This window comes from Nocardia sp. NPDC052001 (assembly GCF_040680615.1).
Classification (GTDB): Bacteria; Actinomycetota; Actinomycetes; order Mycobacteriales; family Mycobacteriaceae; genus Nocardia.
In genome coordinates this window covers 439,815-463,339 of sequence record NZ_JBFAXC010000002.1, presented here as the reverse complement: position 1 = coordinate 463,339, position 23,525 = coordinate 439,815, and the positions used below count along the sequence as shown (strand labels likewise).

19 protein-coding genes are annotated in these 23,525 nt (G+C 67.3%); 11 read left to right on the top strand and 8 right to left on the bottom strand.

The window, feature by feature from the left end:
- Positions 1 to 13 precede the first annotated feature (13 nt).
- A complete protein-coding gene (locus tag AB0L82_RS10435; RefSeq protein WP_364633615.1) occupies positions 14 to 1,327 on the bottom strand; it encodes a nucleotide sugar dehydrogenase in 1,314 nt (437 codons plus the stop codon).
- Between the two features lie 242 nt (positions 1,328 to 1,569).
- On the opposite strand from AB0L82_RS10435, the gene AB0L82_RS10430 reads away from it, so the two are divergent.
- Genes AB0L82_RS10430 through AB0L82_RS10415 form a run of 4 tightly spaced genes read left to right on the top strand, consistent with a single transcriptional unit; the run spans position 1,570 to position 6,488 of the window.
- Complete coding sequence (locus AB0L82_RS10430) at positions 1,570 to 2,904, top strand: phenylacetate--CoA ligase family protein (RefSeq protein WP_364633613.1); 1,335 nt, start codon at positions 1,570 to 1,572, stop codon at positions 2,902 to 2,904.
- Positions 2,905 to 2,917: 13 nt separating this feature from the next.
- Complete coding sequence (locus AB0L82_RS10425; protein WP_364633611.1) at positions 2,918 to 3,496, top strand: hypothetical protein; 579 nt, start codon at positions 2,918 to 2,920, stop codon at positions 3,494 to 3,496.
- On the top strand, positions 3,493 to 4,923 hold the full coding sequence (locus AB0L82_RS10420) for a hypothetical protein (RefSeq protein ID WP_364633609.1): 1,431 nt from the start codon (positions 3,493 to 3,495) through the stop codon (positions 4,921 to 4,923). Before AB0L82_RS10425 ends, AB0L82_RS10420 begins: the two co-directional genes overlap by 4 nt.
- Complete coding sequence (locus AB0L82_RS10415) at positions 4,920 to 6,488, top strand: O-antigen ligase family protein (RefSeq protein ID WP_364633607.1); 1,569 nt, start codon at positions 4,920 to 4,922, stop codon at positions 6,486 to 6,488. Before AB0L82_RS10420 ends, AB0L82_RS10415 begins: the two co-directional genes overlap by 4 nt.
- On the opposite strand, the gene AB0L82_RS10410 is transcribed toward AB0L82_RS10415, so the two are convergent.
- Genes AB0L82_RS10410 through AB0L82_RS10385 form a run of 6 tightly spaced genes read right to left on the bottom strand, consistent with a single transcriptional unit; the run spans position 6,449 to position 14,445 of the window.
- The gene (locus AB0L82_RS10410; RefSeq protein WP_364633605.1) at positions 6,449 to 7,663 is read right to left on the bottom strand and encodes a glycosyltransferase family 4 protein; all 1,215 of its coding nucleotides are present in this window, start codon (positions 7,661 to 7,663) and stop codon (positions 6,449 to 6,451) included. The genes AB0L82_RS10415 and AB0L82_RS10410 overlap by 40 nt on opposite strands.
- Positions 7,660 to 8,793, bottom strand: coding sequence for a glycosyltransferase (locus tag AB0L82_RS10405; RefSeq protein WP_364633603.1), 1,134 nt, complete (start codon positions 8,791 to 8,793; stop codon positions 7,660 to 7,662). The genes AB0L82_RS10410 and AB0L82_RS10405 overlap by 4 nt, the downstream gene beginning before the upstream one ends.
- Complete coding sequence (locus tag AB0L82_RS10400; protein WP_364633601.1) at positions 8,790 to 9,854, bottom strand: glycosyltransferase family 4 protein; 1,065 nt, start codon at positions 9,852 to 9,854, stop codon at positions 8,790 to 8,792. Before AB0L82_RS10400 ends, AB0L82_RS10405 begins: the two co-directional genes overlap by 4 nt.
- 13 nt (positions 9,855 to 9,867) lie before the next feature.
- Positions 9,868 to 11,274 (bottom strand): hypothetical protein, encoded by a 1,407-nt coding sequence (locus AB0L82_RS10395; protein WP_364633599.1) that lies wholly within the window; start codon positions 11,272 to 11,274, stop codon positions 9,868 to 9,870.
- A complete protein-coding gene (locus AB0L82_RS10390; RefSeq protein WP_364633597.1) occupies positions 11,271 to 13,001 on the bottom strand; it encodes an oligosaccharide flippase family protein in 1,731 nt (576 codons plus the stop codon). The genes AB0L82_RS10395 and AB0L82_RS10390 overlap by 4 nt, the downstream gene beginning before the upstream one ends.
- Positions 12,994 to 14,445 carry a polysaccharide pyruvyl transferase family protein gene (locus AB0L82_RS10385; protein ID WP_364633595.1) on the bottom strand — a complete coding sequence of 484 codons (1,452 nt, stop codon included), beginning with the start codon at positions 14,443 to 14,445 and terminating at the stop codon, positions 12,994 to 12,996. The genes AB0L82_RS10390 and AB0L82_RS10385 overlap by 8 nt, the downstream gene beginning before the upstream one ends.
- 156 nt (positions 14,446 to 14,601) lie before the next feature.
- Here AB0L82_RS10385 and AB0L82_RS10380 point away from each other — a divergent pair, with 156 nt between their 5' ends.
- The 4 genes from AB0L82_RS10380 to AB0L82_RS10365 all read left to right on the top strand — a co-directional run bounded on the left by AB0L82_RS10380 (position 14,602) and on the right by AB0L82_RS10365 (position 18,970).
- The gene (locus AB0L82_RS10380; protein WP_364633593.1) at positions 14,602 to 15,843 is read left to right on the top strand and encodes a GNAT family protein; all 1,242 of its coding nucleotides are present in this window, start codon (positions 14,602 to 14,604) and stop codon (positions 15,841 to 15,843) included.
- Between the two features lie 66 nt (positions 15,844 to 15,909).
- Complete coding sequence (locus AB0L82_RS10375; protein ID WP_364633591.1) at positions 15,910 to 17,064, top strand: glycosyltransferase family 4 protein; 1,155 nt, start codon at positions 15,910 to 15,912, stop codon at positions 17,062 to 17,064.
- Between the two features lie 30 nt (positions 17,065 to 17,094).
- Positions 17,095 to 18,087 carry an NAD-dependent epimerase/dehydratase family protein gene (locus AB0L82_RS10370; protein WP_364633589.1) on the top strand — a complete coding sequence of 331 codons (993 nt, stop codon included), beginning with the start codon at positions 17,095 to 17,097 and terminating at the stop codon, positions 18,085 to 18,087.
- A 4-nt stretch (positions 18,088 to 18,091) separates the two neighbouring features.
- Positions 18,092 to 18,970 carry a polysaccharide lyase gene (locus tag AB0L82_RS10365; protein WP_364633587.1) on the top strand — a complete coding sequence of 293 codons (879 nt, stop codon included), beginning with the start codon at positions 18,092 to 18,094 and terminating at the stop codon, positions 18,968 to 18,970.
- Positions 18,971 to 18,977: 7 nt separating this feature from the next.
- Here the strand turns inward: AB0L82_RS10365 and AB0L82_RS10360 are convergent, their stop codons facing one another.
- Positions 18,978 to 20,363 (bottom strand): sugar transferase, encoded by a 1,386-nt coding sequence (locus tag AB0L82_RS10360; RefSeq protein ID WP_364633585.1) that lies wholly within the window; start codon positions 20,361 to 20,363, stop codon positions 18,978 to 18,980.
- A gap of 503 nt (positions 20,364 to 20,866) precedes the next feature.
- Here AB0L82_RS10360 and AB0L82_RS10355 point away from each other — a divergent pair.
- The 3 genes from AB0L82_RS10355 to AB0L82_RS10345 are packed head-to-tail and all read left to right on the top strand — an operon-like array spanning position 20,867 to position 23,525.
- Positions 20,867 to 22,099: a class I SAM-dependent methyltransferase gene (locus AB0L82_RS10355; RefSeq protein ID WP_364633583.1), complete on the top strand. Its 1,233-nt coding sequence runs from the start codon at positions 20,867 to 20,869 to the stop codon at positions 22,097 to 22,099.
- The gene (locus tag AB0L82_RS10350) at positions 22,096 to 22,878 is read left to right on the top strand and encodes a glucose-1-phosphate cytidylyltransferase (RefSeq protein WP_364633581.1); all 783 of its coding nucleotides are present in this window, start codon (positions 22,096 to 22,098) and stop codon (positions 22,876 to 22,878) included. Before AB0L82_RS10355 ends, AB0L82_RS10350 begins: the two co-directional genes overlap by 4 nt.
- A complete protein-coding gene (locus AB0L82_RS10345) occupies positions 22,875 to 23,525 on the top strand; it encodes a PIG-L family deacetylase (protein ID WP_364633579.1) in 651 nt (216 codons plus the stop codon). Before AB0L82_RS10350 ends, AB0L82_RS10345 begins: the two co-directional genes overlap by 4 nt.

The window sequence follows — 23,525 nt, the reverse complement described above, 5'->3', positions numbered from 1 at the left end:
GTACCCCTTACCGCTACCACCCGATGCCCAGATATCCCGGCCGCTGCCGCCGCTGTGCGGCCCCCGGCAACCGCACCAGATCGATGACGGTGTGCTCGGGGCCGAGCCCGTCGATGGCGGAGACCACCTCGGGTTCGGCGCTGCCCGCGATGAATATCTCCCCGTGTGCGAGAACCGTTGCAATGTCATCGGTGAGCAGTTCCCCGATATGCGGCAACCGCTCCTCGATGAAGGCGCGGTTCGCGCCCATCAGCCGGGACAGCGCCACATTGGCATCGTAGATGCGCACGTCATAGCCCTTGCCGAGCAGCCGTTCGGCGAACTCCACCATGGGGCTCTCGCGCAGATCGTCGGTGCCGGATTTGAACGAGAGCCCGAAGATGCCGACCCGGCGGCGGCCCAGCCCGATCACCAGGTCCACCGCGCGCCGCAGTTGGGACTCATTGGAGGCCAGCACATTCGACAGCACCGGCAGTTCCAGATCGTGCTGGCGCGCGGTGTGCGTGAGCGCCCGGACATCCTTGGGCAGGCAGGAGCCGCCGAAGGCGAACCCGGGTCGCAGATAGGCGGGGCTGATATTGAGTTTGGTGTCGGCCAGGAAGATATCCATCACCGCGTGCGAGTCGAGGCCGAGTTCGGCGCAGAGCGCACCGATCTCATTGCCGAAGGTGACCTTGAGCGCGTGGAAACTGTTGTCCACGTATTTCGTCATCTCGGCGATCGGAATGGGCACCCGGAAGCGCGGTCCGGGCAGATCGTCGTACAGGCTCATCATTTCCGCGCCGGTGCGCTCATCGGTTTCGCCGACAACGGTTTTGGGCGGATTCTCGAAATCGCGCACACTGCTGCCCTCGCGCAGGAATTCCGGGTTCACACACACCCCGAAATCCACCCCGGCCTTTTTGCCGGACGCCTGCTCCAATATCGGAATGAGCTTTCCGGCGCAGGTGCCGGGCACCATGGTGCTGCGATAGGCCACCACATGCCAGGCGTCCTTGACCGCCAGCGCCTCACCGATCTCCTGACTCACCCGCTCCAGGTACGCGGTGGACAGCGCACCGCCCGGCGCGGACGGCGTGCCCACGCAGACGATCGAGATATCGCTCGCCACAACGGCTTCGGCGACCTTCTCGGTGACCGTCAGCCGTCCGGAGGCGACCACCTCGGCAATCACCTCACCGATCCGCTCCTCCACCACGGGGGTGCGCCCCTGCCGGATGAAGTCGGTCTTCTGCGGGTTCACATCCACCCCGATGACCGCGTTACCGCGCGCGGCCAGGCAGGCCGCGGACACACACCCGACGTAGCCGAGCCCGAATACACTCACCCCCAGTGCGCTCCCCCTGCGCGGTTCCTGTTCGTTTGCCATCAGCCGGTCGTGCTCGTCCATCTGTACCCCATCAGGGATCGTCGCTACCGCTATTTAGCTTTATACCAATGTATTCCGTGATTCGTTCGAGTTAGGATCGACCGGTGGAACGCGCGGCGGGTCCCCGTGTACGTCGCGGTCGGGGGTGAGGAAGTCGAGGCCGGTTAGCTTGCGGGGTCGGCTGGGGGGTTGCTGAGTAGATGAGATTGTCGAGCGCGGGCTTGAGCATGAAATATCGGCTCCGGCGCGCTCACCCGCGTCGCGGTGCGATCGGGCGCATGCTGGCGGGTTTGGAGGGGGCCGATGCGGAGCAGATCAGGCTGTTCCAGGAGCGGCGGTTGCGTGCCCTGGTGCATATCGCCGCGCGCCGCTCACCGTTCTACCGCGAGTACTTCGCCGCCAATCACATAGCGCCCCACGATATTAGAACCCTGGATGACCTGGCCTTACTGCCGCTGATCTCGCGCAGCGAATTGGCCGAGCGGGCCGAGGACTTCCGCACCGCGCCGCGGCGCCTGATGTGGTCGGTGCGCTCCAGCGGCACCTCCGGCGTGCCCATCGCGTGCTATCGCACGGTGAATTCCTCGGTCTTCGAAATGGCGGCCATGGAGCGCCAGTGGAGCTGGTTCGGCCTGCCCGCGAACGCCCGGCGAATTGTGCTGCGCGGTAGCGGGTTCGCCAGCGACGGCACCCACGGCCCGACGTTGGCGGTGCCCGGCGCGCGCCAACTGCTGGTTTCCAGCTATCACCTCACCCCGGATCGAATCGATGTGATAGCCAATGACATTCGCCGCTTCCGGCCCGATGCCATCGAGGGCTGGCCGTCCAGTATCGCGTTGCTGGCCGCACTGCTGCGCGATCGGCACACCCCGATTCCCATGCGCGCCATCATCACCTCCTCGGAACTGATGGCCCCGGGCCAGCGCGCCCTCATGCGCGAGGTGTTCGGGGGTCCGATCGTCGATCACTACGGCCAGACCGAGCGGGTGGCCATGGCCGGCACCTGTGAGGCGGGCGGCTATCACGTCTTCCCGCACTACGGCGTGGTCGAGTTACTGCCGGTGGCGGGTTCGGACTCACGCTGGGAGATCGTCGGAACCTCCCTGCAGAACAAGGGTTTTCCGCTGTTCCGGTATCGCACCGGTGACGAGGTGCGCCCGGCCCCGCCCGGCCCGTGCCCGTGCGGGCGGGCGTTTCCGCTGCTCGGCGTCGTGGACGGCCGGGTGGAGGACACCTTCGTCGCCGCCGATGGCAGACCGCTGCCGCTGCCGTCCAGTGTGGTCGACGATCTGAGTGGTTTGCGGGAGGCGCAGATCGCCCAGTTGCGGCCGGGCGTCTTCGAACTGAGAGTGGTACCCGGCACCGGATTCTGCGAATCGCGGACCATCGCGCATGTGCGGCGCAATGTGGCGCAGCAGTTCGGGCCGGGACAGGAGGTCGGGTTGCGGGTTTTCGACCGACTACCCCGGCCGCCCAGCGGCAAGCTCAAGACAGCGGTGGTGGAACGTGAGCGCGCGAAACGGCTACAGCCATGACGGATGGGCAGTCATGACGAAAGGGATGGTGGCCGTGCGAATGGCGAGAACGGTTGTGCCGGTGGCGATCATGCTGCTGGCGGCGGCCTGCGGGGGCGGTGGGGCGGCGCCGAAGCACGCGCCGACCACGACCTCGGCGGCACCCATCGACGAGTTCGTCGCCAAGAACAGAACCCCCGATCCCGGGGCGGTGGGCATCGGGCTGACTAATATTTCGCTCTCCCGCACCGATAGGTCCGATCGAGTGACCTTCGAGTTCACCGGGACCGCGGTACCCGGCTGGGCGGTGCACTATGTGACACAGGCGGTCTCCAATACCAATACGCAGGCGGTGTTTCCGGTGACCGGGCAATCGATAATCGAGGTGCTCATTCGTGAGGCGGCCAATCCGTTCGAGTCCGGCGTGCCGCCGTACGCGGGGCCGCCGGTCCTCACCGATCCCACGCTGGGCACGGTCGGCGAGGTGCGCTACGCCAGCGCGCTGCGCGGGGTGACGCAGGCGTTCATCGGCCTGTCGACCCCGCAGCGCTCGTTCCGGGTGACCGCGCAGACCGATCCGGTCCGCGTCGTGGTGGAGGTGGACCACAAATGAGCGCACCCGTCACCGGAACGGTCACGCCGAATGCGTTGCAGGTCATCCGCGATCGCGTCTGGCAGCGCCGCTGGCTGGTGCTGGCGATCGCGCTCGTGGTGACGTGCGGGGCGTATCTGTCCGCGCACGGCAAGGCCACCGTCTACACCAGCCGGGTGCTGGTCTCGGCGGCCTCGACCCGGCCGCCGACCCAGGACGCCATTCTGGCGCAGGGCTACACCTACTACCTCAACGATCCGACCTATCAGTCCAGCCTGCGCCAGAAGCAGGGCTTCCCGGCCGATATCAGCGGCTTCTCGGCCGAATTCGTCACGGCCAGCCCGCTTTTCTACGTTCAGGTCATCGCGGCCACACCGCAGGCGGCCACCACCGCCGCCCCGCAGGTGGCGCAATTGTTCATCGAGGACATCAACGGCCGCCTGGACGCCAGCCGCAATGCCACCGCCGCCGATATGACCGCGGCCATGCTGCGGGTGTGGGGTGATCGGCTCACGGCCAATGATCCCAGTGCGTTCAGCGCGCAGATCCAATTGCAGCAGCAGATCGATCAGCTCAATGCCAATGCGGCCAACCGGCTCACGGTCCTGCAGAACGGTGCGGGCGCGATGGCCATCGGGCCTGGTAAGACCCGCACGCTGGGCACCGGAATGGTCGGCGGCGTCCTGCTCGGCGTGGTGGTGGCGCTGATGGCCGGGGCGTCAACGCGCAGACTGTATTTCGACTACGACGTGGTGGAGAAGACCGGTATCCGGCCGTTCGATGTGATCCCGCCGGGCGGCTCACCCGCCCTGGACGCGCGCCGCGAGGTGGCGCTGCGGCATGTGGCCAATCTGGTGGCGCGGGCGGCCACGCATTCCCCCACTTCGATTGCGGTGGTGCCGGTTTCGGCGGGTCGCAGTGCGGATCAGATCGCCCGCGCCATTGCCGAACAGCGCGCGGCGCAGGGCTCGCGCACCGTATTCGTCAATGCCGATCTGCGGACCGCCGATTATGGTCCGCGCCAGTGGGGTGTGGCGGAGTATCTGCGCGGGCTGGTCGGCGATGTGCGGGATCTGGTGAAGGATCGCGCCGAGGAGGGCTTCGCCGAGATCGCCGCGGGTGAGGCGACCTCGGATCCGTATCCGCTGTTCGATCGGGATCGGGTGCGCGAGTTGCTCCGAAGTGCCGGGACCAGTTCCGATCTGGTGATCGTGGCCTTGCCACCGATCGGCAGTGCGCCCGAATCGCAGATCGTCGCCGATCTCGCGGATCTGACGGTGCTCGTCATCGAGCGCGGCACCACCACGGTGCCGGAGGTGACCGAGGCGGTGCGCGCGGTGAATCAGGTGGGCGCGCAAGTGGTGGGCGCACTGTTCGTGGACACCACCGAATTCCGCCCGACGGTATGGGGCCGACTGCGCCCGAAGCGATTGCGGACCACCCCGTGACGACCGTGCTGGACCGGCTGACCCGGCTCGGCCGCACCCCGGACGGCCCGCTGCCCTTCCGGACGCCCTCGGTGGATCGGCTGGGTCAGCTCGCGGTCCTCGCGGCCGCCATGATCGTCGGGCTCGGGGCCATGCTGGCGGTATCCCCGAAGGCCCCCGGCGGAATCGGCACGGTCGCGGCGGCGGGCGGTATCGCCGCGGTGCTGGTCGTGATCGGCCTGCGAGATCCCCGGTGGGCCTTCGTCTTTCTGATGGTCGCCACCTTCCTGCGCCCGGCGATTCCCAAGATCCTGCCGACCACGGACCCGTTCATCCTGGCGTTCGGCGGTCTGCTCATCGCCACGCTGGCCTGGGTGCGCGGACATCCCGAGCGCCGGGTCTCGCTCGGTGCGCTGGAATGCGCGATGGCGCTGTACCTGCTGTGGAATATCGATTCGATTCTGCAACCGCACGAGTACAAGCCGATCCTGTATCCGCTGACCGGGGTGATGCTGGATCTGTGGCGGTATCTGATCATCGGCACCGGTATCCCGTTCGCCACCTATCTGATGTCGCGGATGATCTTCGATACCCGGCGCGCCGTCGGCTTCCTCATCACCACACTGCTGTCCTGCAGCGCGTATTCGGCGTGGGTCAGCATCATGCAGTTCCACGGTCCGAAGGCGCTGGTGTGGCCGAAATACATTGTGCTGGCGCCCGCCTGGTCCGATCGCGCGGTGGGGCTGCCCAATCAGCCGGAGGTCAACGGGCTGATTCTGATCGTGGGCTATGTGCTGGCGCTGGTGCTGCTCGGGGCCGAACAGCGGCCGCGCCGGCATAAGATCCTGCTCGCGGTGATCGCCGCCGCCTGCGCGTATTCGGTGTTCCTCACCCATACCCGTTCCATCTGGCTGGATTTCGCGGTCGTGGTGGTGGCCGGAATCGTCCTGGGCCGGGGGTATCGGACCGGATTCGTGGCGACCGCGCTGGGCACCCTGGCCATCATCGGCATGAACTGGAGCACCTTCACCAGCTCCGACCGTAAGGCGGGCGGCGTGGCCTCCACCAATGAGGTGTACGACCGGCTCAACGCCGATGCCACCGCGGTGTGGGCATTCCTGCAGAAACCGTGGAGCGGCTGGGGCCTGGGCCGCTTCGTCTCGGTGAATACCTATCGGCACCAGCAGTATTCGCCGACCACGCCGTGGGAGCGCGGGCTCGGCATTCCGGCCCACGAGACCGAACTCGGCATCCTCGCCGAACTCGGCATTATCGGTCTGCTGCTGTGGCTGACCGTACTGGTGCTGCTGACCCGCCGACTGATACTCGCGTTCGTGCGGCTACCGGCGGACGGCCTGATGGGCCGCCCGCTGGCATTCATCGCGCTCACCGCGCTCATGTGCCTGGTGCTCGGCGGCCTGTTCGTGGATCTGCGACTCTTCGACTATCCGAGCACCATGGTGTTCGCCCTGGTGGGCGCGGCGGTCGGAGCGGCGGATCGGGCGTCCGAACGCACGCTCGCCGATCCGCTCGCCGCCGGTGCGGATCAGCGCGCGGCTTTGCGCGCGCGGAAGACCCGCGCGTAGAACTCGACCAGGTTCTGTCGCGAAGTGTCCCAAGACAATTCGCGTTCGACCCGGGCCCGCCCGAACGCGCCCATGCGTTCTCGCCGGGCCGGATCATCGAGGAGTTCGGCAATGGCCTCGGCGAAGCCGAGTTCGTCATTGCCCGCGACATAGACCGCCGCCGCACCCGCCGAAACGCGGGCCTCGGTGAGTTCGAAGGACACCAGCGGCCGCGACATCGCCATGTACTCGACCACCTTGTTCATGGTCGACACGTCGTTGAGCGGGTTATGCGGGTCGGGCGAGAGGCAGATATCGGCGGTGGAGAGTCCGGTCTGCACGAACTCGTCCGGCACCCGGCCGGTGAATTCGACCAGATCCTCCAGGCCCAGTTCCTTGGACAGCGCGACCAGATCGTCGAAGGCGTCGCCGCCGCCCATGAACAGGAAGTGGGTATCGGTGCGCCCCAGCTTGTCCCGCAGCAGCGCGATCGCGCGCAGCGCGTAATCCACGCCGTCCTGCGGGCCCATCACCCCGAGATACGCGCCGAGATAGGTCTTTCCGCGCTTGAGCGACGGATCCGGTTCGCGCGGTACGAATCTGCTCAGATCGGGTGCGCTGCGCACCACCGTCACCAGTTCGGGAGCCATATGCCCGCGCCGGATGGCGACCTGCCGATAGCTCTCATTGGTGGAGATCACCGCGTCCGCGCAGGCGAAGGTGATGCGCTCCAGCAGTTTCGACACCCGGTACAGCGGTCCCCCGCCCCCGCCGAAGCGGGACAGGAACAGCTCGGGCACCAGATCGTGGTGGTCGAAGACGAATCGGGTGCCGCCGAGCCGCAGCACCAGTGCGATCAGGAACAGCAGATCCGGCGGATTGCAGGCCTGCACCACATCGATCGGCCCCTCCCGCCGCACCTTCCAGGCCAGGCGCAGGGTGTGCCAGAGGGCGAGGGAGTATTCGCGCAGATATCCGGCGGGTCCGCCGGTGGCGGCGCGCAGCGGATAGCGCAGGATGCGCACGCCTTCCAGGGTCGCCTCGGGTTCGCGATCCTGTTTGGCGCCCATGGGGCAGATGACGGTGACCCGGTATCCGGCCTCGACCAGGGCCCGGCTCTCCTGCCAGACCCGGCGATCGAAGGGCACCGAGAGGTTTTCGACCAGTATCAGAATGTGTCCGCTGTGTTCGCTCACCGATTCACGACTTCTTCCAGGGCCTGCTCCGCGGCCGCGATGCTTGATTTCAGGGTGAAATTCGCTTCGACGCGATCCCGCGCCGCCAAGCCCATGCGTTTGCGGGCCTGAGGATCGCCGAGCACCTCGAGCAGGCGCGCGGCCAGTTGTTCCGGATCACGCGGCGGGACAAGGTATCCCGTCTCGCCATCGGCGATCATCTCCGGGACGCCGCCGACCGCCGTGCAGACCGCGGGCCGGGCCGCGGCCATGGCCTCGAGCAGTGCCATGGGGAAGCATTCGACGCTGTAGCTGCTCAGGACCACGACGTCCATGGCGCGCAACAGATCCGGAATATCGGGGCGGTTGCCCGCCAGGATGACGCGCCCGGTCAGGCCGAACGCCTCGATGCGGGCTTCGACGGCGGCGCGTTCGGGACCGTCGCCGACAATGAGAAACCGTGCCGCCGGGAGCTTCTCGGCGACCAGGCGGGCCGCGGTCAGAAAGGCCACGTGGTCCTTCTCGGGGCGCAGCGCCGCCACGATGCCGACGACGAGATCATCGGGGCCGATGCCGAGGGGCGCCGCCGCCGTGCGATCGTCGGCGATCTCGAACAGCGCGGGTTCGACACCGTTGTAGATGATCTTGATCTTGGATTCGGGATAGCCGAGATCGTCCGCCATATAGCGGATCTGCGCGCGGGCGACTCCGAAGTACGCGCTGGTAGGCCGATCCAGGACGCGATCCACCACGGTCCGGAATCGCCCGCGCGGTTCCACATCGCCGTAGTTGTGCACCCACACCACCGAATTCGGCACTCCCGCGCGCCAGGCGGCGATCCGGCCGAGCGCCTCGGCGTTGTAACCGCGCGTGATCACCACATCCGGACGCTGTTCGCGCATGGCCCGGATGAGATCCCGCAGCGCGGGGGCCGCCTGCCGCTTGGTGTAGCCAAGTGCCCGTGCGGGCACACCCCCCGCGGCGAGGTCGGCGAACAGGTCGCCCTGCTCGCCGATACAGATGACCGAGGGTTCGAAGCGGGTGCGGTCCAGGTTCGGCAGCAATGTCGTCACATGCCGTTCGGCCCCGCCCACGCGCAGGTCGGGTACCACGTAGAGCACTCGAATCGGCTGTCGCGCGGCGCTGTTCATCGTGCGATCTCCCGATAGATGCCGTCGAAGCGACGGCAGACGACCTCGATATCGAATTCGTCGCGCACGCGTTGCAGGGCGGCCGCGCCCAACCGCGCGCGCAGCTCGGTATCGCGCACCACCCGACCGAGCGCCTCGGCCAGCGGTTCCACCTCGCCCGGCGGCACCATGAGCCCGCAGGTCTCGTCGATGAGATCCGGAATACCGCCGACCGGGCAGGTGACCACGCACAGTCCGCGCGCCATGGCCTCCAGGATCGCCATCGGCTGACCCTCGCGGTGTGAGGGCAGCACCAGCACCTGCGAGGCGGCGATGAGCGCCGGAATCTCCTGCGGGCCGATCCATCCGGTGATCTCGACGCCGGCCCCGATACCGAGTTCGGCAACCATCTCGCGCGCGCGGTCCACCGCGCCGTCACCGGCGACGATCAGCCGGGCGGGCGATTCCGGATCGAGCGGCAGCATTCGCCGCCAGGCTTCGAGCAGGGTGAAGGTGCCCTTGCGTTCCCCGATCTCACCCAGAAACAGCACCTGCACCGGTGCGCCGGAATGCTGTTCCACCTGCTGCGCGGGCCGAATGGCATTGGACACCACGATGATCCGCGATTGCGGCGCGATAGCGCGCAGCGCCACCGCCCACGGTTCGCCGAGCGCCACCACCACCGCCGCCCCGCGCAGCGCATCGCGGATGGCGGTCTGGAGCAGGCGCGGCGACCGGTCGTAGAAGACGCTGAAGTCCGAACCGTGCACATGCAGCACAACGGGTTTGCGGACCACGCGCGCGATCAGCTCGAACAGGTATTTGCGCGGGAAGCTGCCGTAGGACGACAGGTGCAGGTGCACGATCGAGGGCCGGTGTACCGCCAGCCGATAGAGGTAGACGAAGACCGCCTGCGTATAGGCGGCCAGTTTGGTGGCGATGCCACCGTCGCGATGGGTGGCGACATGTCTGATGTCCCATTCCATCCAGATGGGCGTCTCACGCATCTCCCGCACGAAGGTCGCTACCCCGCCGCGCGTGGACATGCTCGTCGACACCCACAGGGCCCGTTGCCGTTTCATAGCCCGTCCGTGGTTATTCGGGACCGCGCGAGGGGGTGAAGACCCGCTCGCCCGGCACTGCCTGCTGCGCCGGGGGACGGGCGGCCACATCGCCGCTCGCCTCCTGTGGCGCATCGATCAGCACCGCGCCGAGCACGGTGGTGTCCAGCGCCGCGAGTAGGCGGTGCGCCCGCCGGGCCGCGGCGGCCACGGTCGTGTTCTGTTCCAGCACGACGACGGTCAGTCCGGTGGTGGCCGCGATCACCTGCGATTCGACGGCATCCAGCAGCGGTGGCGCGATCACCACCACGAAGTCCGCGCGTTCGTGCAGTTGCGTCAGCAGCCGGGAGAAGCGCTCGCGGCTCAGCGCGGTGAACGGGTCCGCCCCGGTGCTGCCGGGCGGCAGTTCGGTCAGATACGGATTGCGCGTCTGCAGCAGCGCCTTGCCGAGATCAGCTCGGCCCGTGAGCAATTCGGCGACACCGACGCCGCGGGTGCGGCGCAGATCGGCGTGCACCAGAATCGTGCGCACGCCCTGGCGGGCGCGTTCGTCGGCGATGGCGCGCGCCACGATATCGGCTCCGGTGCCGGGTCCGGGCGCGGCCACCGTCACCGCCGCCCGGGTCGCGGGAGCGGCCAGGCCGACCGCGGTGACCACCTGTTTCAGCGCCCGATCCCGTTCGGCGGCAGTCTTTTCGGTATCCGGCGGCACCACGGCCAGCGCGGTCATACCTGCCTTGCGCTCGATATCGTCGGCCGTGCGCAGCCGCCGCGACACCGTGCCCACCACCAGTGCGATCGCACAGCCGATGAGCAGTCCGCCGACGCCGTACGCCAGCAGCGTCGGCCACGTCGTCGGATTCGTGCGCACCACATCCGAGGCCAGTTGCAGATCGATGAGCTTGTTCGAGGTGTCGGCGTTGATGCGGTTGATCTGATCCTGCATCTGGGTCAGCGAGACATCGCTGACCACACCGTTGGCGGCGCGAATATCGTCGAACGGTTTGCGCACGGCCGCGATGGCGGCGTCCTGGGCCGCGCGCAGCCGGGCATTGATCTCATCGCGGAAAGCGTTGCCCGCCTTGGCCGCGGCGTCCTGGGCGAGCTGCGGTGTACTCGCGGTGGCCTCGATGTAGAGGATCGGGCTCGATGCCACGGTCCGGGCCGCGAGGGTCACCGATTTCGGCAGCCCCGCGGTGGATTTGAGCTTGGCCTGGTACGCCGGATCACCGAAGTACTGGGCATAGCCCACCGAGAGCACCGCGTCCTGGTCCGGGGCGCGGTTGGGCGAGCCGACGGTCATGGCGACCCGGCCCGTATACGTCGGCTGCGCGTCGCGGGTGCTCAGGAATCCCAGCGCCACCGCCAATGCGACAGCGGCCAGCACCAGCCATTTGCCGCGCCAGATTCGTAGTAGGTGAACTCGTGCGGCGCTGTTCAATTCTTCTCCCTCGAAGAGCGGGGCTCCGCGTTCCCGGATATCGCCGTCCGGGAGTCGTCGTTACGTCTGGGCTTCAATCGCGCTGCCAGCCTGGCGAATCCGCGGACCACATCCGGGGCCAGGACGGCCAGCACGAGCAAGTAGATCGCGGTGAAGGCGAGCGTGTCCAGGATCAGCAGTCCGACCGCGAGCAGCAGTGATCGCGAATCCGAGTGCAGCACCTGATGTTCCAGATACCAGGTGGCCGCCAGGGCCAGCGCCGCGGCGGGCAGCGGGGGTCCGATCGCGCGAATCAAGGCGAACAGCGGCACTCCGAGCGCGGATCGCGCCAGCGTGGTCACCACCACCGCGACCACCATCGCGGTGCCCGAGGTCGCGAGTCCGACACCGGTCAGACCGTAGAACTTCACCAGCACCAGCAGCAGGCCGATGCCGAGGAATATCTCTATCGCGGTCTGCCAGTTCAGCAATTTGGTGCGACCCGCGCCCTTGATGGCTTCCTCGCTCACACTCATCCAGGCTTTGCCGAGTCCGAGTCCGGCCATGGCGACCACGAGCGCACCGGCCGCGCGCCAGCGCTCACCGAAGACCACCACCACCGCCGGTTCACCCAGCGCGATGATCAATCCGGTCAGCGCGGCCGCACCGATGGTGGCGAGCCGGATGGCGCGCAGGTACGCGGCTTGCAGCCGGGCCCGGTCGCCTTCCTCGGCAATGCGCGCGAACGCCGGAAACAGTGAGAAGGCACCGACTTCCACGATGAACCGCACCGGAATCTGCGCGATGCGCTGCCCGTACCGGTAGTGCCCGAGCGCCGCCGAACTGAGCCCGCGCCCGACCACCGCGGCTTCGACGGTGCTCTGTACGCGCGAGCCGAGCATGTTCACCACCACCGGTGAGCCGTAGCGCGCGAGCTCGCGCCACAGCTTGATGGACGCGCGCCCGCGTCCGGGCCGCCAGCGGGCCAGCCACCACACCGTGATCGCCCAGACCACATAGGAGGCGTAGCTGCCGATGACCATGCTCCAGACGCCGAAGCCGAAGATGGCCAGCACCACCGATACGACGGCGAAACTGATCGATACCGCCGGTCCGACGATGATTCGGCGTTTGACGCTGAAATCGCGCTGTAGCAGGGCTTCCGGCACATTGGTGAGCGCGAAGATGAGCAGGAATCCCGAGGTGGTCGCGGCGATCAGGCCGATGGTGCGATTGTGGAAGACCATGCCGATGATCGGCGCGGCCGCCAAAGCGCCCAGCGTCATGGCCAGACCGTTCACGAACGAGGCCCGGAACACCGTTTCGGCGGCGTCCTCGACCTGCGATTCCCGCTGTACCAGACCGGATCTGAGCCCGCCTTCGACGAAGGTGGTCAGCAGCATGGTGAGCACGGTGCCCGCCGCGAAGATGCCCACCTCGGCGGGACTGAGCAGCCGCGCCAGTGCGATGGTCTGCCCGAAGGACACCACCTCGCTGAAGGCCAGCGCCGCCGCCGAGGCCAGGGCCACCCGGCCGACCTGTTTGGTGAGGGTGGAATCGCCTGCGGGCACACCGGTTTCGGCGGTCACCGCCACCGATTCGACCGTGGGCGGTGCACCGGGTTCGATGCGGGTCAGCGCGGTGGGCAGGTAGATCTGGACGGTATCGGCATCGTGCACGTGCCGCAGGATCAGGTCGTAGGCTCGGATGGAGCCTCGGCCCGGAACGTCGCCGTCGTGTCTATGCATGCTCGATATGCGTTCGTTCGAGCAACTCGAATAGTCGGTCGTAGACCTGCTGGCTGCTCGCCACCTGTTCATCGGCCCTGGCGCACAGGGTGTCCCGCAGTGCGGGCGCATCCTCCCAGGCGTCGGCGATGGCGGCGCGCAGCCGCTCACCGAATTCGGGATCGTCGAAGTGGATCAGGCGCACACCGCCTTTGAACATATCGTCCAGGCCGAGGAACTTGTCGTCGTAGTACTCGGTGGAGGTGAGCGCGACCACCGGAATGCCCTGGCTCAGCGCGAAGACCGCGAGATGGTAAGCCCCCGTGACCAGTACCCGGCACCGCGACAGCTGTGCGGCGACGTCGGCCGGGCGCACGAATCGGTCCAGGGGCGCTACCGGATTCGCACTGCCGCGCACCAGCGGGACGGTGGTGGCGCGGTCCGGTGAGCCCGGGGTCTCGGCGATGATGAGCGGTACCAGTCGCGCGCCGAATTCGGCGGCGGCGGCGCGCACGGCGATGCCGACGCCGTCCTGTGCCAGGCGGGCCACCGGTGAGTATTTGGCGACCCGCAGGCAGACGCCGATATCGCGGCCGAGTTCGCCCGCCCGCTCATCGCGCGCGAGTTCGATGGCGTCATCCCCCGTGACGGTCACCGCTCCCGGCGAAACCCCGAGCGATTCCAGCAGTTCCGGTCCGCGCCTGCGCTCGCGCAGGGCGATGAGCGGCAGCTTGGTCAGCGCCCGCGATGCCTGTGCGGTGAGCTCAGGATCGCGCAGCGGCCCGATCCCCTGCCCCACCAGCGCCACCGGAATGCCCGCGTCACTTGCGTATTCGAGCAGGTCGAGCACCCGCCCGGCCTGCGGGATATCGGCATCGGTGAGATAGCCGCCACCCAGCCCGATGACCAGCGACGCCTCGCGCACGGCCCGAGCCGCACCCGGATGACGGCGCTCGATCCGCGGCGCTGTGTCATCGGAAAGCGGCGCTGCTCCATCAGGCAGCAGCGCTGTGTCATCGGAGAGCGGCACTATGTCCCCGGCGAGCGGCACGGCGTTCTCGGAGCCGGGCACATCGGGCTCCGCCGCCGGGCTCGCACCCCGATCACGCAGCTGATCGCGCAGTCGAATCGCCTTGGACAGCAACCAGGCTCGCGCCCGCAGCCATGCGATGGCCACCGGCCCGATAATCGCCGGACCCAGAGCCGCCGCCACACGTTCATTCAGCCGGGGCTCGCCCCAGGGATCGCGATCGCCGACGGTGATTCCGACCGCGCCCGGAAAGTACGCCGCCACCAGGGCGGGCGATTCGGTCATGATGCCGATGCGCGCCAGCGGCCAGCGGGCGCGCACTCGGCGCACCGTCACCTCGAGCATGGCCACATCGCCGTAATTGCGCAGCCAATACTCACTGTTCTCGATGAGCACCCGATGCCCAGATCCCCCGCACGGCAGTCCGGTTCCCATCTTCGACCTCCCCCGGCCACACCCGTGCCGTAGCTTGCGTTCGGCTTCGACTGCACTCGCAACAGTAACTCAATTAGCCACACCCACAACCGCTTTGCAACTCTTGGCACACAGCTACGCAGCGGTGCGCAGCGGATTTCCGGTAACGTCGATCGCATGCCGCAACGCGCCGCGGTCACCGGGTCCGCCCGCCGCCGCATCGAGCTCGGACCGGTGCTCGTCGCCGGACATCGGGTAGCACTGCGCGAGACCCGGCTATCGGATTTCGAACCGTGGCGACGGCTGCGCGCCCGGGATCGCGAATTCATCGAACCGTTCTGGACCACCTCGGCGCTGAGCTGGGAGCAGCGGCATTCGCGGGCCTGGTGGGTGCGCGAATACCTGCGCCAGCGCCGGGCGCGGGCGGCCGGGTACGCGGTGCAATTGAGTGTGCTGGTGGACGGCGAATTCGCCGGTCAGTGCGCGCTCGCGCCCATCGATCACGCCAATCACGCCGCCGAACTGGGTATTTGGCTGGATTCGCGACGGGCGGGACACGGGGTGGGGACGGTCGCGGGCGCGCTCATCACCGATCACGGTTTCGGCGATCTGGGCCTGCATCGCATCACCGCGCCGGTGTGCGTCGGCAACAAGCCGGCGCGCCGGTCGGCTATTCGGGGCGGGATGTGGCTCGAGGCCACCATGACGCGCGGTATGAGCGTGGGCGGACAACCCCGGGACCATGAGCTGTGGGCCGTCACCGCGGATAGGGCACCAACCGGCGGGTATGTGACCGCACTCATATCCACCGGCGTTGCCGCCGAACGCGTTTCACCGCGTTCCCCATCCGTGCTCTCCCGGATCACTGATCACCGGCGCACCCTCGGCACGGTCTCGCCGACGGTTCTGCTCATCGCCGCGCGGTACTACCTGGGCGCGCGACTGCGCCGGAATGTCACCGGCGGCCCGGCGCTGCCGGACGCGCTCTACACCCACGACAGCGCGGATCAGCGCATCTCGCTGCGGAAACATCAGTCCCGCCTGCCATCTCGCCGCGGCCCGCGCATCCGCTACGAGGTCACCGCGGCGGGCCGCCCGATCGGCAATCTCATCATCAACACCGCGGGCGCGCACCCCCGGCTCACCCTCGAACTCGATCCGGATCCCGCGCATACCAAGGCCGCTGCGGCCGGGCTGGCCCTGCTGCTCGACTACACCCGCGATGAACTCGCCCTGGATCGGATGGAGGCGCTCATCGATCCGGCCGCGACCCACCTGCCCGGTATCGCCGCGGCCGCCGGATTCCAGCGCGAGGGCGTCCTCACCGGAGCCCGCCTGGGTCCGGACGGCCGCTTCCACAATGTCGAACTCTGGGCCGCGATCACCGAGAATCAGTCGCGCACAAGCGCTCCCGGATAGGTAGAGTGCCGCGTAGCCCAGGTCTGCGGGGGACGGCTGTGGGGGTGACGCATCGAGGAGCACACGTTGGGCCTGAACGTTGTCATGATCGCGACCTATCCGTTCGAACCCGGAAAGATCGTGGGCGGGATCGAATCGGTGACGAGCACCCTGGTGCCCGCGCTCGCGGCGCGCGACGAGATCGACAGGCTCACCGTGCTGCGCTTCCACACCGGTGAGGTGCCCGTGCACACCCGGCAGGAGGGTCCCAAGGTCGAGATCCGCTATCTGCGCGGACAATCCCGGCTCGGTGTGGCTACGGGCTCGTATCTCGATGTGCGCCAGGCCCGCCGGATCATCGCCGAGCTGAATCCCGATGTGGTGCACGCGCAGGAGATCGGCCTGCGCGGCGATATCGCCACCCAGATCAGCCTGAACACCATTGTCACCGTGCACGGCCTGGTGCATCTGGAGACGAAACTGCAAGCGCGCGCGAGCATCAAGGAGCGGGTGCGCTATCACCTGGTGGCCGCCATGGTGCGCCGGGTGCTGCGCCGGGCGAAGGTCGTCATCTCCATCTCCGACTATGACGCGAAGGCGCTGGCGGGCATGGTGCGCGGGGAGCACATCAGCATTCCCAATCCCACCGCGCCGGAGTTCTTCGCGCTCGCGCCCTCGGCGTCGACCGAGCCGCGACTGCTGTTCGCAGGTGTGCTGTCGCCGCGCAAGAATCCGGAGGGTCTGCTGACCGCGTTCTCCCTTGCGGTACAGCGGGTTCCGAAGGCCCGGCTGACGATTGTCGGCCCGCAGCCCGATGCCGAGTACGCGCGCGCCATTCGCGCGCACGCCACCGCGCTGGGGCTGGACGACAACCTGGAATTCACCGGCATGGTCGACAATGACCGGCTGCGCGAGGAGATTTCGGCCGCCCGCGCCGTGGTGCTGTTCTCCCAGGAGGAGACCTCGCCCACCATCCTGGCTCAGGCCATGGCCGCCGGGAAACCGGTGCTGTCCTCGCGCGTCGGCGGTATCGGGGAGATGGTGACCGACGGTGAGAACGGCTATCTGGTCGCGCCCGACGATGTCACCGCACTGGCCGCGCGCATGGTGGAACTGCTCGAAAATCAGGAACTGGCACTGGATCTCGGCCGGCGCGGCCATGAGATGGCCCTGGAGAAATTCGAACCGGACGCGGTCGCGCGCCGCACGGTAGAAACATATCGCCGGGTCGCCGGGATGTAGTGGACGTCGAGACCGCAACGGGGAGAGACCGTGACCGCATCGCAGCAAGATTTCAACTGGACCGGGGCCGCCGTACTGGTGACCGGCGGGGCCGGATTCATCGGATCGCACCTGGTCGAACTGCTCGTCGCCGCCGGGGCACGGGTCACCGTGCTGGACAACTTCACCTCGGGCAGCCGGGACAACCTCGCGGCCGTGGCGGACGCGATCACGCTGCGGGAGACCGATATTCGGCAGCTGGACTGGCCGGAGTACCTCACCGAGCACCCGGCCGATTTCATCTTCCACCTGGCCGCCAACGCCTATGTGCCGCCCTCGGTGGAGGATCCGGCCTTCGATCTCGAACTCAATTTCCAGACCACCTTCCGACTACTGGAAGCGCTGCGCGGGCTGAAATGGCCGGGCCGCCTGGTCTTCGCCTCCAGCGCCGCGGTCTACGGCAATTCGGTGCGCATCCCGATCAGCGAGGACGATCCCACCGTGCCCATCTCCCCCTACGGGGTGGGCAAGCTGGCGGCCGAACGGTATCTGGCGGTGTTCGCGAACCTGTACGGCCTGAATATGGCCTCGGTGCGGTTCTTCTCGGCGTTCGGGCCGCGCCAGCGCAAGCAGGTGGTGTTCGATCTGCTTGCCAAACTGGATCGCGATCACGAACGGCTCTTCATTCACGGCGACGGCACCCAGGTGCGCGATTTCCTGTTCGTCGGCGATGCCGCGCGCTCGGTGATGATCGTGGCCGCCAATGCCCCGCTGCGCGGTGAGGTCTACAACGTGGGCGCGGGCCGCGAGTACACCATCGATCAGCTGGCGAAATCGCTGTGCTCCATCACCGGATTGCATCCGGATTTCGATTACAGTGGCAGTAATCGGCCCGGTGATCCGGAACAGCTGGTGGTGGACATCTCCCGGCTCAATGCCATTGGCTACCAGCCGCATACCGACTTCGATCAGGGCTTGACCACGACTGTAGCGTGGTACGAGTCGCTCACCGGCGCGAGTTGGCGCCATTCACCACAGGAGTAGCTCGTTGCGGTTCGCCCGCGCCTTCGGGGTCCTGCTGCTCGCCGTGCTGACGGGCTGCGGAGCGCCGGATGTCACCGTGGTCTCACCGACCCCCGATGTCACCACCGTCGCCGAACCCTTCGTGGCGGATCGGTTCGTCGGCGATTTCGAGACCGGTAATTTCGATCAGTGGGCCGACTGCCAGAACATCGCGGTCCGCAGTGAACCGTGTACCAGCTATCACGATCAGTCCGATCGCATGCAGGTGGAGACCTCGATGGTGCGCCAGGGCCGCTATGCCGCCAGATTCGAAGTGCACCAAGGCGATACGCCCGGCAGACTGTGCTGCGGTGATCGCGCCGAGGTGAGCGGTGAAGAAGCCACCCGCTCCGATGAGGGCGATGACCGCTGGTATCAGTGGAGCACCCGCTTCGAGAACGGCTTCCCGGCCGATCACGGCTGGACCGTACTGTCGCAGTGGCACGCCAACGAGGACGGTCCGCCCCCGCTGGCGGTGGCGTCCGGGCCGACCAATGTGGGCGTGAACCGCTGGGGCGTGGTGGTTTCCACCTATGACGCCCCCGGGCATCCGGGCGCGACGTATACGCCGTGGAGCACCCCGCTGATCACCGATACCTGGCTCGACATCAAACTGCATGTGCTCTGGTCGACCCGCGATGACGTGGGTTTCATCGAACTGTGGATCGGCGGCGTGCGGCAGGTGTTCGACGCCGAACCCTGTGCGGGACAGACGCGCTGTATGGTCCGCACGCTCATGCCGCACGGCGGCGGCACCTATTTCAAGCAGGGCTACTATCGCGATCCCACCATCGGCGGCCCCGGCGTGGTGTTCCACGACGGATTCACCGCCGCGAAGAACGAGGCGGCACTGGCCCCGCTCTAGGGCCCGGCTATAGCGCCTGCCCCCTGGTCACCGCACCGATGGATTTGGCGATCATCACCAGATCCAACACCGCGGACCAGTTCTCGACATAGGACAGGTCCAGTCGCATGGCGTCCTCGGGCGTGAGATACGAACGACCGCTGACCTGCCAGAGCCCGGTCACACCGGGCCGCATCAGCAGACCGCGCAGTGTCGCGTCATCATCCGGATCGGCGTGCAGCCGCACCTGCGGGCGCGGGCCGACAATGCTCATCTCACCGCGCAGCACATTGAGGAACTGCGGCAGTTCGTCCAGCCGATGGCGGCGAATCACCCTGCCCACCGGCGTCATTCGCGGATCGGCCCCGGTGCCGAGCAGTGCGTCGATATGCACTTCCGGCTCGGCGTACATACTGCGGAATTTCAGCATGCGGAACGGGTGGCCGTCCCGGCCGACGCGCTCGGACCGATAGAAGACCGGCCCGCGACTGGTGGCCTTGATGGCGGCCGCGATACCCAGCAGCATGGGCGCGATGGCGATCAGCACCAGCAGCGCGAAGCAGAAGTCGAAGGCGCTCTTGCGAATCGATTTGGAGTGGCCGTACCGCGGTTTCGTCACCTGGAGCACCGGCATATCGGCGACGATGCGATGCGTGAGCTGGGTTCCGGAGATGCCGATCAGCCCGGGCGCGACCAGCAGTTCGATGCCGTGCTCATCCAATTCCCAGGCCAGACCGCGGAAGTCGGCGAGATTCAGGGTGTCGGTGACGGTCACGGCCACCGCCTCCGCGCCGGTGCCGCGGGCCGCGGCCAGCACCGCACCCGACCCGTCCGCACCGGTGCACACGCCGATGACCTGGTACGCGCTGTGCGGATCGCGAGCGAATACCGCCGCCATTTCCTGTGCCGCATCGGGATTGCCGACGATCAGCAGATCGCCGCGGTGCACACCCTGCCTGGCCGCCCAGCCCCGCCAGCACCGTCGCCCCGCCAGCAGTCCGGCGCCGCCGAGCAGCAGCGCCGCTATCAGGTAGGACCGGGAAAGGCCCAGGCCGAGCAGCATGGACGCGATGGCCAGGCCGCCGAAGAGCTTGAGCGAGACCGACACCACATGCCGGTATTCGTCTGTGCCACTGCCGATCGCGCGCGATACCCGGGTGCCGGTGAGGGTGAGCACGGTGCCCCACGCGGCGACCAGCAGTACCGATATCACGGCGTAGGGAATGCCGATGGGCAGCGATCGCGGCGCACAGGCACACTGTGCCAGGACTACGGCGACGGTGAGGACGGCCAGATCGCTCACACCCACCCGGCGGGCGTAATCCGCTTGCCGCCGTTCACGATCCGAGCGCGGCACGGCTCGGGCGAAACGGGTCGAGCGCACGATGCGACCGGCGGAAATCTCGAAACTCATGTACGAACGCACCTCCCCCACGGGAGAACTGGGTTCCGATCCCCACTGATCAGTTCCTCAAACGGGCTGATGCCGGTCCCCGCGTGGCATACCGCTGGGGCCGCCGACTCTTTCGGTGGTAAGAAGCCGAATGTTACACACCCCGCGCTCACGCGACGGCGAAAACTGCGGGCTACCAATGTTTCCGGAGGATTGCGGTAAGCGTCGCAACCGGTTTCCCGTTTGTTTCCCCCATCCCTCCCCCGAACGCGTAATCGCAGGCCGCCGCATATGGTTTCGAGCACATTAGATACGCGTAACCCTTGAATTGCAAGACTCGCGAGGTAGCCGATCGACTACCGACTTCTGCGAGTCGCAGAAATCCACTTCCCGGATGCCGGGAGGTCACCCGCAGACCCGGCGGTGGCGGCCAAACCTGTTGTAACGTAAGGCCGGACCGAGCCGACCACAGTTCAGCCGGCCTTTGCCGCCGGGTCGGTATCGGTGAAAGGTGGGGATTTCGCGTGCACTGCCGTCTGTGCTCTTCCAGCAATTTGGTGAGCGTTCTCGATCTGGGGGCGACACCGCCCTGCGAGAAATTCCTGACCGCCGCGGAGCTGGATCAGCCGGAGCCCACCTATCCGCTGCATCTGCGGGTCTGCGCGGACTGTCTGCTGCTGCAGATCCCGGCGCTGATCACCCCGGCCGAAACCTTCACCGAATACGCCTACTACTCTTCGTATTCCGACAGCTGGGTGCAGCACGCCAAGCTCTTCGTCGAGGAGGCCACCCAGCGGCTCGGGCTGAACGGCGATTCGTTCGTGGTCGAGGTCGCCAGCAATGACGGCTACCTGCTGCAGCACGCCGTGGCCGCGGGCATCCCGTGCCTGGGCATCGAACCGTCGGTGAATGTCGGTGCGGCAGCGCGGGAGAAGGGCGTGCCCACCGAAACCGCCTTCCTCGACGAGGAACTCGCAGCCCGGGTGCGGGCCGAACGCGGACCCGCGAATCTCGTTGTGGCCAACAATGTTTATGCGCATATCCCGGACCTGCTGGGTTTCACCCGGTCGCTGCGGGCGCTGCTGGCCGATGACGGCTGGCTCTCCATCGAGGTGCACCACGCGCTGAACCTGGTGGCGCTGGGGCAGTTCGACACCATCTATCACGAACACTTCCAGTACTACACGGTGCTGGCGGCGCAGCGGGCGCTGGCCACCGCCGGGCTCACGGTAGTGGATGTGGAACTGCTTCCCACCCATGGCGGTTCGCTGCGCCTGTGGGCCCGGCCCGATGCGATCGCCGAACCCGGCGAGCGGGTCGCCGAGGTGCTCGCGCTCGAGGCCGAGGCCGGATTGCACGATGTGGCAGGCTATCTCGCGCTGCGCCCGCGTACCGAGGCCGTGCGCCAGGAGCTGCTGCGCTTCCTGCTCGCGGCGCGGGCCGACGGTAAGCGCGTGGTCGGCTACGGAGCGCCCGGTAAGGGCAACACCCTGCTCAACTACTGCGGTATCCGCCCGGACCTGCTCGCGTACACCGTGGACCGAAACCCGTACAAGCACGGGCGATTCACGCCCGGCACCCGCATTCCCATTCATCCGCCCGAGGTCATCGACACGGACAAGCCCGATGTCGTGCTGGTACTGCCCTGGAATCTGGAAACCGAGATCACCGCTCAGTTGAGCCGGGTGACCGATTGGGGCGGCGAGATCGTGTATCCGCTCCCCACCCTGCATCACGCTGAGAGGCCGGCGAAATGAAGGTTGTACTGTTCTGCGGCGGCTACGGCATGCGCATGCGCAACGGCTCCGAGGACGCCATCCCCAAACCCATGCAGATGGTCGGGCCGCGCCCGCTGATCTGGCATGTCATGCGGTACTACGCGCACTTCGGGCACAAGGACTTCATCCTGTGCCTGGGGTACGGGGCCGCGCATATCAAGAACTTCTTCCTGACCTATCAGGAGTCGGTATCCAACGATTTCGTGATCCGCGGCGGCAAAGTCGAACTGCTGCAATCCGATATCAGCGACTGGACCATCACCTTCGTGGACACCGGGGTCGAATCGCCGATCGGGGAACGACTGCGCCGGGTGCGCGATCACCTCGAAGGTGAACGGTACTTCCTGGCCAACTACGCCGATGTGCTCACCGACGCCCCGCTGGACAAGGTGATCGGTGATTTCCAGGCGTCCGGGGCCGCGGCGTCGATGATGATCGTGCCGCCGCAGTCCTCCTTTCACTGCGTGGATGTGAACGCGGCGGGCGAGGTCAAGAACATCACCCCGGTCTCACAGCTGCCCATCTGGGAGAACGGCGGCTATTTCGTGCTCACCCAGGACATCTTCGACCATCTGCCGCCCGGCGGGGATCTGGTCGAGGACGCCTGCGGTGCGCTGGCGGCACAGGGACGGCTGTACGGCTATCAGCACCACGGCTTCTGGAAGCCCGCGGACACCTTCAAGGAACGCGCGGAACTCGATTCCGGCTATCACTCGGGTGATCGCCCGTGGATGGTGTGGGAGCAAGCCAGAGCATGATCCGACTCGATACCGGGGCCGTCCGGGAGATCGCACTGCTGGCCGCGCACTGCGATGATCTGGCCATCGGGCTCGGCGGCACCCTGCTGACACTCGCCGATACCGTTCCCGGACTGCGCGTCCGGGCGCTGGTGCTGACCGGTGCGGGCACCGAGCGCGCGGTCGAGGAGAAGCAAGCCCTGGCGGCCTTCTGCCCGGGCGCGGAGGTGGATCTGCGGATTCTGGATATCCCGGACGGCTACGCGCCCGCGCACTGGGAGCGCGCCAAGCGGGCGGTGGCCCAGCTGCGCCGGGACGGCGATCCAGATCTGGTGTTCGCGCCGCAGCGCGGTGACGCGCATCAGGATCACCGGCTGCTGGCCGAACTCGCGCCCACCGAATTCCGCGATCAGCTGGTACTGGGCTACGAGATCCTCAAGTGGGAGACCGACACCCCGCAGCCCTCGATCTTCCATCCGCTGCCCGAGGGCTGTGCGGAGCGCAAGGCCGAACTGCTGCTCGAACACTATCCCTCGCAACGGGATCGGGACTGGTTCGACGCACAGTCCTTTCTCGGGCTGACCCGGCTGCGCGGTGTGCAGTGCCGGGCCCGGCACGCGGAGGCTTTCCTGCTGGACAAGGCGATCATCACTTTCGGAGGGCAATGA